This window comes from Pseudoalteromonas sp. SANK 73390 (assembly GCF_054966645.1).
In genome coordinates this window covers 1-11,859 of the sequence record NZ_ARPN01000128.1, presented here as the reverse complement: position 1 = coordinate 11,859, position 11,859 = coordinate 1, and the positions used below count along the sequence as shown (strand labels likewise).

11 protein-coding genes and 1 riboswitch are annotated in these 11,859 nt (G+C 43.1%); of the genes, 8 read left to right on the top strand and 3 right to left on the bottom strand.

The genetic code is table 11. The features are described from left to right. Positions 1–9: 9 nt before the first annotated feature. The gene (locus tag SANK73390_RS17605) at positions 10–2,085 is read right to left on the bottom strand and encodes a TonB-dependent receptor (RefSeq protein ID WP_462767738.1); all 2,076 of its coding nucleotides are present in this window, start codon (positions 2,083–2,085) and stop codon (positions 10–12) included. 128 nt (positions 2,086–2,213) lie between these two features. Here SANK73390_RS17605 and SANK73390_RS17600 point away from each other — a divergent pair, with 128 nt between their 5' ends. The 8 genes from SANK73390_RS17600 to SANK73390_RS17565 all read left to right on the top strand — a co-directional run bounded on the left by SANK73390_RS17600 (position 2,214) and on the right by SANK73390_RS17565 (position 9,720). Then, a complete protein-coding gene (locus tag SANK73390_RS17600) occupies positions 2,214–2,603 on the top strand; it encodes an acyl-CoA thioesterase (protein WP_462767737.1) in 390 nt (129 codons plus the stop codon). Between the two features lie 106 nt (positions 2,604–2,709). Further along, entirely contained in the window at positions 2,710–3,108 is a 399-nt protein-coding gene (locus SANK73390_RS17595) for an META domain-containing protein (RefSeq protein WP_462767736.1), read from the top strand. 29 nt (positions 3,109–3,137) lie between these two features. Beyond that, a riboswitch (TPP riboswitch) is annotated at positions 3,138–3,238 on the top strand. A gap of 124 nt (positions 3,239–3,362) precedes the next feature. Continuing rightward, entirely contained in the window at positions 3,363–5,315 is a 1,953-nt protein-coding gene (gene thiC, locus SANK73390_RS17590; RefSeq protein ID WP_462767735.1) for a phosphomethylpyrimidine synthase ThiC, read from the top strand. A gap of 107 nt (positions 5,316–5,422) precedes the next feature. Beyond that, positions 5,423–6,448 carry an FAD-dependent oxidoreductase gene (locus SANK73390_RS17585; RefSeq protein ID WP_462767734.1) on the top strand — a complete coding sequence of 342 codons (1,026 nt, stop codon included), beginning with the start codon at positions 5,423–5,425 and terminating at the stop codon, positions 6,446–6,448. Then, entirely contained in the window at positions 6,445–6,639 is a 195-nt protein-coding gene (thiS, locus tag SANK73390_RS17580) for a sulfur carrier protein ThiS (protein WP_261594021.1), read from the top strand. Before SANK73390_RS17585 ends, thiS begins: the two co-directional genes overlap by 4 nt. A 2-nt stretch (positions 6,640–6,641) precedes the next feature. Then, positions 6,642–7,430, top strand: coding sequence for a thiazole synthase (locus SANK73390_RS17575; RefSeq protein WP_462767733.1), 789 nt, complete (start codon positions 6,642–6,644; stop codon positions 7,428–7,430). 25 nt (positions 7,431–7,455) lie between these two features. Then, positions 7,456–8,970: a bifunctional hydroxymethylpyrimidine kinase/phosphomethylpyrimidine kinase gene (thiD, locus tag SANK73390_RS17570; protein WP_462767732.1), complete on the top strand. Its 1,515-nt coding sequence runs from the start codon at positions 7,456–7,458 to the stop codon at positions 8,968–8,970. Between the two features lie 6 nt (positions 8,971–8,976). After that, entirely contained in the window at positions 8,977–9,720 is a 744-nt protein-coding gene (locus SANK73390_RS17565; RefSeq protein ID WP_462767731.1) for a HesA/MoeB/ThiF family protein, read from the top strand. A 47-nt stretch (positions 9,721–9,767) separates the two neighbouring features. Here SANK73390_RS17565 and asd read toward each other — a convergent pair whose 3' ends face one another. Further along, on the bottom strand, positions 9,768–10,646 hold the full coding sequence (asd, locus tag SANK73390_RS17560) for an archaetidylserine decarboxylase (protein ID WP_462767730.1): 879 nt from the start codon (positions 10,644–10,646) through the stop codon (positions 9,768–9,770). Between the two features lie 41 nt (positions 10,647–10,687). Then, entirely contained in the window at positions 10,688–11,746 is a 1,059-nt protein-coding gene (rsgA, locus tag SANK73390_RS17555) for a small ribosomal subunit biogenesis GTPase RsgA (protein WP_462767729.1), read from the bottom strand. Between the last annotated feature and the right edge of the window lie 113 nt (positions 11,747–11,859).

Sequence of the window (11,859 nt, the reverse complement as noted above, 5' to 3'; positions counted from 1 at the left end):
TTACTTTATTTATATATCGTATTTGAAGGTTATGCCGACTAAACGCGGTTCAGCATACTGAACATAGGTTTCGGTTGTGTAGTCATTAAGCGGATTATTTGGGAATCTAAAGCCTCTAACAGCAACGTCTCTGTCTGCTAAATTTCTACCCCAAGCAGTTAATGACCATTGTTCGGCGTAATAGCTTACACTTGCATTGATTAGGTTACTGTTACCCGCTTTTTCACTGTGACTGACGGAATGAAAGTAATCATCTTTACCTTCAAATGATAACGTACCAACAAGTTGCTCTGTGATTAAATAGCTCAGTGCTAAAGAATATTGATATTTTGGAGCTTGTGCTTGCTCTCGACCATCTAAGTTAAGCTGAGCAAACTGCCCTTCAACTTTGGTATTTAAATAACCAGCACTGTAAGCTAAGTTTAAGCGCTCGGTGTATTGGTAGTTACCTTCCACTTCTATACCGTAATTTCTGCCCTTTGAAGCGTTATCGATAAACTCTAAAAACTTCCTTTGAATCTCCACAGAGCGTTTTAGCTGCATATCTTCTCTGTGCATGTAAAAAGCACTCACACGCACGGTATGACGGTTATCTTCAGAGCTACCTTTTACACCAAATTCCGCATTCCAAAGGTATTCTGGCGCAAAATTGTATTGTGCAGCTTGAACAGTTAGGTTGTCATCTTTTGCGTTGGCTAATGCTTCTCCATTAATGCCGCCAATTTTATAACCACGAGATAGGCTGGTATAAATCATGGTGCTAGGAACTACAAAATGCTCTAAGGCCAGTTTACCGCCCCACATCCAATCATCGGTCTTACCATTGATATCATTATTATCAAAGTAATCTGTATTGTAGTACTCAGCACGTAAACCAGTTATAAGTTCTGTTTTGTCTGATAGGTGCGTTATTTTTTGGCCAAACAGTGCAATATGGCTCACGTCATAGTGAGAATTAAAGTCTTGTGTTTGCCAAGTATAAGCACGAGTAAGTTCGACTTGTTTACGTTTCGCTGAAAGCCCAGTTACCCAATTTTGTTTTTTATCAGAGAAAGTAAGCTCTAGTGTGCCTCTGTCATGGTAGCGTAGGTAACTGTCTGTTGAGCTGTAACCAGACGGGTGTAGTCCTGCGGCGCAAACTGCTGGTTGCGCATTGTCATTGCAGGTCCAGTCTTCATCATAGCTGTATAATGTGTCACCACTGAGTTGACTAACCAGCACCGACATATCAAAGTGTTTCGCGCCGCTATAGTCAGTGGTGAGGGCAAAAGCATTTGTTTGCTGATCGTCCTGTCCAGGTTCATCGGCACTGCTTTGGCGGTTGTTATACAGTGTGAATGCATCATAACCATTATCAATATTAATATGGTGTGCAACTAACTCTGTTCTGAGTGTATTATTCCATTGGGTATTAAGTTTGAATCGGGCAACTTGCTCATTGAGTTTTTGTGATGCTGTTTGTAAATAAACATTATCGGTGTAGCCATCAGATTGCTGCAGATAATAACTTCCTCTAAAAGCGGTACTATCAGTCACCGAGCCACCCGCTGCTATGCCAGCCTCTTTACTTTGGTAGTTACCAATACCGAGCTTAACGTTTAAAGAGGGTGCCATGGTTGCAGTACGCGTATGTACATCAACCATGCCAGCCATTGCATCGGCACCAAAGCGGGTTCCTTGCGGACCACGATAGATTGCTATGTGTTCAGCATCAAACAATAGTGCACTACCGCCAAGGCCAGAATAATCGATATTATCGACTAACATACCAACACTTGGATGAATTGGGTCTACAAATTGCGAACGCAACCCAACGCCACGGATCTGTACAAATCGGCCACGAGATGCTCCCGCAGTAAAGTTAACATTAGCTGCACTGTTGAGCACCTGATCTAGGTAGTTAGCACCGCGCGCTGTAATATTGCTTTGATCCATGATTGTGGCACTGGCACTTAAAGCTTGTAGGCTTTCACTTTTAAAGTCGCCAGTGACCTCTATCGTTTCGATAGGATTATCGTTAGCCACGGTATTACTTGAAAGCAACGCTAAGATAGTCGCGCTCAGTAGAGAGTATTTTGAAGTCATAATCTGGTAGTTGTCATTTGAGTTGTGCACATTTTAGCAAATGGCAGCGAGGTTAAAACTAAAATAATGCTTAAATATGTTATAACTTAGTCGTTTATCGAGTTGATAGTGATTTGAGAGGGGCAAACGTGGTATTTAGCGTAAATTTTAAAGTACGAGATTATGAGTGTGATTTACAAGGGATTGTTAACAACGGCGTCTATTTTAATTATTTAGAGCATGCTCGGCATGAATTTTTGCTCAATAAAGGTGTGGACTTTGCGGCTTTAGCTCAGCAAAAAATTAATCTAGTGGTGATCCGCTGTGAAATGAACTTTAAAGGCTCTTTAAAACCAGGTGATGAGTTTTATGTTCAAGTTGAAGTGCAACAACAAAGTAAGCTGAAGTTTATTTTTCTACAGAAAGTGGTTCGGATATCCGACGACAAAGTGATGTTAGATGCTGTTGTAACGGGCACATCGGTTAATGAAAAGGGTCGTCCGTTCCTATGTCAGGAAATTGAGTGCTTATTCATATAGTTATGAAGCTAATAATTTAATAATTTTGGTGTGAAATAGCTATTTATTGCCTTCAATTGCGTTTAGAAGTGTATAATTAACTTAATTTAGTTTGTATTGGTTTGTCATGAAAGCCTTCATATTATCATGCGCTGTTAGCGTACTATTACTTGGCTGTACATTAACAGGGAAGGTAAGTACTAAGCAGTTAAAACACACGCAGTGGCAACTTAGCCATATTGCAGGTAAATCAGTAATAGATAGCGCTATTTCTATCGAGTTTATTGAGGCCTTACAGGTAGCTGGAAACGGTGGTTGTAATCGTTTTTTTGGTGAAGGCGTGCTCAATGATAGTTTATTACGTGTTAATCATATCGGAATGACACGTAAACTATGTGATGAGGATACTAATAAGCATGAGCAAATGCTAATCGATATGCTTAGTGCTGGAGTACCTGTTTTAATAATTGAAAACATACTAATTCTGAAAGGGCAACCAGAACTGCGTTTTCGAGTTGCAGGTTAGGTGCTTCTTCAGTACACTCGTTGTTAATTCGTTACTTGTCGGAGTGCCCTTTGGGCTGAGATCGCATTTTTGCGGGATCCGTGAACCTGATCAGGTTAAAACCTGCGTAGGGAACAAGCTGCCTGTATTACGAACGACTGTTTGTAGGCTGCCCAAGTTTTATGTTATGCATAAAACTCGATCATCTGAGGATAACCTCATCTCGCTCCTTTTGGAGATCTGACAAGACCCCTTAAATAATAATGAGGCAAGTCATGTCAAACAATAGTAGCAAACCATCTCGTCGCGAAACTCGTGCCGCGGCATCTGAATTTATTTATAACCTTACCGGCCAACCTTATCCTAACTCCCAAAAAGTCTATGTTGAGGGCGAGCAAATTGGTGTGCGTGTTGGTATGAGAGAGATTGCACAGTCAGATAGCTTTATTGGGGGAACAGAAGAGGAACCTGTCTACGAAAAAAATGACCCTATTAGAGTGTATGATACATCAGGTCCATATACTGACAGCAATTTTGAACTTAATGTACGTGAGGGGTTACCCAAACTTCGTCAAGACTGGATTGATGCGCGTGGCGATACTCAGTGGCTTGATTCAGTAACTTCTAAGTTTTCACAACAACGTATGGCTGATGAAGGGCTTGACCATATCCGTTTTGAACAATTGCCTAAAATTCGCCGTGCAAATGCGGGGAAAAATGTTACTCAGATGCATTATGCTCGCCAAGGCATTGTTACACCTGAAATGGAATATGTGGCAATTCGCGAGAATATGGGGCGTGCTAAATTACAAGAAGAAATACTTGCTCAACAGCACAAAGGCCAATCTTTTGGTGCATCAATTCCTGAATTTATCACACCAGAATTTGTACGTGACGAAATAGCCCGTGGTCGCGCTATTTTACCTAATAATATCAATCACCCAGAATCAGAACCGATGATCGTGGGTCGCAACTTCTTAGTAAAAGTAAACGCAAATATTGGTAATTCTTCGGTCACCTCTTCTATTGAAGAAGAGGTTGAAAAATTGGTGTGGTCTACACGGTGGGGCGCTGATACGGTGATGGATTTGTCGACAGGTCGATACATTCATGAAACCCGTGAATGGGTCGTGCGTAATTCTCCAGTACCAATCGGTACGGTGCCAATTTATCAAGCACTTGAAAAAGTAAATGGTGTAGCAGAAGACCTGACTTGGGAAATATTTCGCGATACCTTGATTGAACAGGCTGAGCAAGGGGTGGATTACTTTACGATTCACGCTGGCGTGTTATTGCGTTATGTGCCAATGACCGCAAAGCGTGTTACCGGTATTGTATCTCGTGGCGGTTCAATCATGGCAAAATGGTGTTTAGCGCACCACAAAGAAAACTTTTTATATACCCACTTTGAAGATATTTGCGAAATTATGAAGCAATATGATGTGTGTTTTTCATTAGGGGATGGCCTGCGCCCAGGTTCTATTGCTGATGCTAATGATGAAGCACAATTTTCAGAATTACGTACGCTTGGTGAATTGACAAAACTGGCTTGGAAGCATGATGTGCAAGTGTTTATCGAGGGTCCTGGCCACGTACCAATGCATATGATTGAGCAAAATATGAAAGAACAGCTAGAACACTGTCATGAAGCGCCATTTTATACATTAGGTCCGCTTACAACAGATATAGCTCCGGGTTATGATCACTTTACTTCAGGAATTGGCGCGGCACAAATCGCGTGGTATGGCTGCGCTATGCTGTGTTATGTAACACCAAAAGAGCACTTGGGTTTACCGAATAAAGAAGACGTAAAAGAAGGTTTGATCACCTATAAAATTGCGGCTCATGCAGCTGATTTAGCTAAAGGGCATCCAGGCGCGCAGGTTCGAGATAATGCTTTGTCAAAAGCACGCTTTGAGTTCCGTTGGCATGATCAGTTTAACCTTGGCTTGGACCCAGAACGAGCGCGTGCATATCATGACGAAACGCTACCGCAAGAATCGGGTAAAGTTGCGCATTTTTGCTCTATGTGTGGGCCTAAATTCTGCTCCATGAAGATCACCCAAGAAGTACGAGATTACGCCAAAGATTTAGAAGCAAGAGGCATTGACCCAAATAATATGGGTGAGGCCATAGAAGTGAAAATGCTGGATGTCGAAGCCGAGATGCAGGCAAAGTCTCAAGAGTTTAAACAATCAGGCTCTGAGATTTACCATAAAGCGTTATAGCATTGGAGTAGCAGTAAGTAAGTGCTTGCTGTTTTTTATGTTGCGGCATATTGGCTTATGGAAAATGTGCTGCAATGGCTTTTATAATCTCAATCTGGGGCAACACCATGAAAAAACCACGCATAGCGATATTAGGGTTTGGCCTAGTGGGTCGTGTTGCTGCTTTAATGCTGCATAAACACTATCAACTGAGTGTTTATGAGGCCGCAGAGAGTGCCAGTCATAATGGTGCAGGAGCTTTAGCTGCAGCGATGTTGGCACCGATGGCTGAATCGGTTAGCTGTGAAACTGATATTGCAGAGCTTGGGCTCAAAGCAATGGGGATATGGGCGGAATTATTAAACCAATTACCCGGTGATGTAATGTTCCAGCAAGCGGGCACCTTGGTTGTTGCGCATACTCAAGATATGGGTGACTTGCAAAGTTTTATACAACGTATAAAACCGCTTGAAGGTCATAGTGCTCAACGAGTGTCCGGGCAGGATATTGCCAATTTGGAGCCTGACTTAGCGGGGCGTTTTCACCAAGGTGTTTACCTGCCAAGTGAAGGTCAATTAGACAATGTTGCATTTTATCGGGAAAGTTATCAGCTGTTACAGCAAGTAGGGGTGCAATTTCACTTTTCTCAAGCTGTGCAGCTAGAGCAAAGAAATAGCGCTCCGGTTGAGGTTAATGGTCAAATATTTGATTGGATAATCGATTGCCGTGGTATCGGTGCTAAAACTCAAAATAAAGGGCTAAGAGGTGTGCGCGGGGAAGTAGCGCGCGTATTTGCCCCAGAAGTGACACTGAATCGACCTGTGCGATTGATGCACCCCCGTTACCCAATTTATATCGCACCAAAACCTAATCATGAATTTGTTATAGGTGCAACGGAGATAGAATCACAAGATAGTGGGCCTATTACAGTACGCTCTGCGTTAGAGTTGCTATCAGCTGCTTACACGATTCACAGTGGTTTTGCTGAAGGTCGAGTCATGGCAATTGAAGCAGGCTTGCGGCCCGCCTTTGATGATAACAGGCCCCGCATCTCCTCAAAAGGGAATGTGATCAGCATTAATGGCTTATACCGCCATGGCTATTTACTTGCGCCTGTGATTGTGCGCCAAGCGCTTGCTAAGGAATTATTATGAAAATAACATTTAATGGTCAATTAACCGATAGCGCTGCTGATAACTTGCAGTCATTGGTGATTGCGATGGGAGCAAAAGAGCCTTTTGCTGTCGCACTCAATGGTCAATTTATACCTCGAAGTCAGTGCCAAACAACTTTATTATCAGATGGTGATAGTGTAGAGCTATTATCTCCAATTCAAGGAGGTTGATCATGCAAGATAAACCATTGACGATTTATGGGCAGGCTTTTGAAAGCCGCTTGCTGATTGGCTCTGCACTTTATCCATCTCCAATGGTTATGCAACAGGCAATTAGTGAGTCAGGCGCAGATATTGTAACGGTATCATTGCGTCGGCAAAACTCAGTGGCCGCAGGGGAAGACTTTTGGCAGTTAATTAGAAATACAGGTCTGACTGTACTACCTAATACAGCGGGGTGTAATAGCACTAAAGAAGCGGTGACATTGGCACATATGTGCCGTGAAGTATTCGCAACTGATTGGATAAAACTTGAGTTGATAGGCGATGAATATAATTTGCAGCCTGACCCTATTGCGCTATTAGAGGCGACGGAAATATTATTACAAGAAGGCTTTAAAGTACTTCCGTATTGCACGGATGATTTGGTGTTATGCCAACGTTTGGCTGCGCTAGGTTGTGAGGTGTTGATGCCTTGGGGATCGCCAATAGGAACCGGCAAAGGGCTACTTAACCCATATAATCTGAAAACTATTAGAGAGCGGTTACCAGAGCTAACTTTAATAGTAGATGCGGGATTGGGGCTACCTTCACATGCCTGTCAGGCACTAGAATTAGGGTATGATGGCGTATTATTAAATTCTGCGATAGCAGGTGCAGGCTGCCCTGTGACTATGGCGGGTGCTTTTAATCATGCTGTGCAGGCTGGCAGACATGCTTATATTGCACAAGCGATGCCACAAAAAGAGGTGGCGGCACCTTCGACCCCAACAATGGGTATGCCTTTTTGGCATCAGAACTAACAGAAGAATTAAACAGGAGCCTGACGTGGCAGAAGTAGTATGGAGTATTGCAGGATCTGATTCGGGTGGTGGGGCTGGTATTCAAGCTGATATTAAAGCAATGCAAAGCTTTGGTGTGCATGCGTGTACGGCAATTACTGCATTAACCGCCCAAAATAGTTTGGGTGTAGAAGCAATAAATTCGATAGCAACTAATGTGATTGAGTCTCAACTACAGGCGCTCGCAACAGATATGCCTGCAAAGGTCATTAAAATAGGTATGTTGGCGAATGTGCAGCAAATTCAACTTGTGGCTGAACACATAGGTCATTACAAGCAAAAGTGGGCTAAACCGCCAGTGATAGTTTATGACCCAGTCGCCATTGCTACCAGTGGTGATAAGCTCACAGAAGAAGACACGGTTGACGCATTAAAAACGCATTTATTGCCGCTGGTTGATGTGATAACGCCAAATACCCATGAAACACAGTTGTTGACGGGAGTATATTTAATCGGACCAAGTGCAGTGCGTGAAGCGGCTAAAAAGTTACATGAAATGGGCGTGGCCTCAGTCGTGATCAAAGGGGGGCATTGGGATTATCCTAAAGGTTACTGCGTTGATTATTGTGCAACACAAGAGCACGAATATTGGCTTGGCAATGAATCAATAAAAACCCCTCACACACATGGTACTGGGTGCAGTTTATCTTCGGCGATAGCAGCTTGCTTGGCTAAAGGCTACCCGCTAAAAGATGCATTTATTTTAGGTAAAGCTTATATAAATCAGGGGCTTCATGTTGCTCAGCGTTTTGGTGAAGGGATAGGGCCGGTAGCACAAACGAGCTTTCCTGAGGACTTAACTTATTACCCACAAGTTATTGAACCCGGCAGCTGGCTTGCAGATGAACTCGATTTTGAACCGCCGAGTGAATTTAACTTTGCCGCGGGCTTTGCTGATACTGGTGGAGAGCTTGGGTTATACGCAGTTGTTGATAGTGTTGACTGGGTAGAGAAGTGTTTAGCCGCCGGTGTGCCCACAGTTCAATTGCGGGTAAAAGAACCGGACGACAATTTAGAAGCTGACATTCAAACAGCGATAACGCTGGGCACCAAGTATCAAGCGCGGGTATTTATTAATGATCACTGGCAACTTGCAATAAAGCATGGTGCTTATGGCGTGCATTTAGGCCAAGAAGACCTTAGTGATGCCGACTTACAGGCCATTCAGCAAGCAGGGCTGCGTCTTGGTGTATCAACCCATGGTTTTTATGAAATGCTCAGAGCACACAATTATCGACCCAGTTACTTGGCACTTGGTGCTATTTTTGAGACTACAACCAAAGATATGAGCGGACAAATTCAAGGCTTAGAAAAATTGTCACACTTTGTACCTTTGATGCGGCATCATTACCCAACGGTTGCCATTGGTGGTATTGACTTATCAACTATTTCTGACGTCGTTGCCACTGGTGTAGGCAGTGTTGCGGTGGTCAGAGCCATCACGCAATCACAATCACATCAAGCGGCTATTACGCAGTTACAAGCACAGCTTGGTTCATAGCTAGCCATGGTATTAGATGATAAAGAAAGGCTCAGATATAGTCGTCACATTTTGCTTAAAGAAGTCGGCGAAAAAGGGCAACTAAAGCTGAAAAAAGCCCATATAGCCGTGATTGGCTGTGGTGGATTGGGTAGCTCTGCATTGTTTTATTTGGCAGCCAGTGGGGTGGGAGAGTTGACTCTGGTAGATAATGATGCGGTTGATCTTTCAAACTTACAGCGACAAATTCTCTACAAAGTTAATCACATAGGGCAGCAAAAAGTAAACGCGGCTGGTAAGGTACTAGCTAGTTTAAATAATCAAATAGCACTTAATCCAATTTGTGTTGAGCTTAAAGGCGATAATATTGACACAGTGTTAAGTGCGGCGGATATTGTACTTGATTGCAGTGATAACTTTGCGACTCGTTATCTGCTTAATCAATATTGTTTGATGCATAAAAAAGTACTGATCTCTGGTGCCGCTATTGCGACAACCGGACAGGTAATGTGCTTTGACTTTCGCTATGAGTCACCATGTTACGCCTGTGTATTTCCGCCAACTCAACACAGCGATAAAGGTAACTGCGATACCTTTGGTGTGATTAGCCCTTTATTGGGTGTTGTTGGTGCACAGCAGGCTTTATTAGCAGTCAATATAAGTCTGGGGCATCACAGTGGTTGCTACTTTGCGAGTATCGATGCGTTGACTTTGAAGCAGTCAACGTGGCGGTTGGTTAAAGACTCTAGCTGCGTGGTATGCGCAGAGTAACAACAGGAGGCAAGAAGCAAATGAGGGGTCATTTGCTTCTTAACAAGTTACGCGTTTTGTGATGGTTTTATGGTAGCAAATGGAGCACCCATGCGCGTTACAGTTTCTGGTTGCTCACTATCTAAAAATTCAGCTTGGTTTGCACCCCATGCCAAAATCACCGTTGAACCAAGTTTGAAACGACCCATTTCCTCACCTTTTTTCAAAGTAACTGCATTACTGCCAGTGGCAGGGTAATCCCAGCTAAAAATATCGCTACCAGCTGGTGGTGTTACGGTTCCCGACCAAATGGTTTCTATGCTGGCTACAATTGTTGCGCCCACTAGCACCATGGCAAGAGGCCCTAGTTCAGTGTCAAAAATTGCTACTACCCGCTCATTACGAGCAAACAAGTTAGGTACGTTTTGTGCTGTCAGAGGGTTAACTGAGAATAAATCTCCTGGTACGTAAATCATGCGCTTTAAAGTACCATCGATTGGCATATGGATACGATGGTAGTCTTTTGGGGCAAGATAAATAGTCGCAAATTTACCACCGGAAAAGGGTAGGAAGTCTTCTTCTTTGCCACCGAGTAAAGCTTGTAAACTGTAATCATGGCCTTTAGCTTGAATGATTTGCCCATCAACAACATCACCAAGTTGGCTAATGGCGCCATCAACAGGGTGAGCAATGATATTGCTATCTTCTGCTAATGGGCGAATACCGGGTTTTAGTGGTCGGGTAAAAAATTCATTGAACGTTTTATAGTGCGTTGGGTTCTCATGCAGCGCCTCGCTCATATCGATTTTATATTGTTTGATAAATAGTTTAATGAGCTGTGTAGTAAGGCTACCAGCTTCGGCGGCTGCAAGTTTGCCTATTAGGCGTGAAAGCGCATGTTTAGGTAGCGCATACTGCATAGCAATTTTGAATTTATCCAAGTTCACGTTACTTTTTCCTAAAAAATTTTGCTGATATTAGCATAGATTTAAACACGCGGTGCGCGCGCACCAGCTCGACCATCAGCCATTGACTCTAATATACGGTGGTAACTGTCAAAGCGTAATTCACTGATATTACCGTCATTTACCGCCTCAATTAACATACAGCCCGGGTCGTTAAGGTGCTTACAGTCTCTAAAGCGGCACCCACCAATGAACTCTCTAAACTCTTTAAAGCACCATGTTACCCGCTCTACGTCTAAGTGCCATAAGCCGAACTCTCGTATGCCGGGAGAGTCAATTAAATTTCCGCCACTTGGCAAGTGATGCAGGCGAGATACCGTGGTGGTGTGCTGCCCTAAACCACTATTTTCGGAGACTTCTTTGGTTAGAATTTCAGCATTCGGGAGTACTGTATTTACGAGTGTAGACTTACCGACCCCCGACTGACCTACAAAAATATTGTTTTTGCCGATGAGCTGATGTTTTAGCGCTTCAATACCTTCGCCTGTTTTATTGCTCACAGACAACACTTGATAGTCGAGCTTGCGATAAATATTTAATATTTCATCGATATATCGTCTACTTTGCTCATCCAGTAAATCGACCTTATTCAACAATAAAATAGGCTCAATTCCCATATCTTCACAGGCAACTAAGTAGCGGTCAATGATATGCGGTGTAAATTCAGGTAATACCGCAGAGACCATTAATATTTGATCAATATTAGCCGCTACAACTTTAACGCCATCATAAAAATCTGGGCGAGTTAATTGTGAGCGACGTTCTTCGGTGGTTTCAATTACGCCTGCTAAGTCACCTTCGCTGACTTTAGCTCGGCGGAAAAAGACTTCATCACCGCACACGAGGCTTTTAACCGTGCGTCTGATGTTGCACCGTAAAATTTCACCTTGTTCCGTTTCAATATCGGCATGCTGGCCAAAGCGACTGATCACCACGGCATATTCACTTGGCCCTAAATTATCGGATTGCCAAGTGATATCTTTGCTGTCTGCTTTTTGCTGCTTAGCTTTGTGCAAACGTTTTTGGTGGTTGGCACTGATCCGTCTGGATTGGCCCTTACTAAGTTTCTTTTGTTTTGCCATATTATTTCGATCTGTCGCCTAGAAATAAGATAATTTGTTTAAATTTGCCTATTCCTGTACTGTTTGTTTTGTGAGCTGCATGTAATTGGTCTATAACTCAATTAAATGCCCCG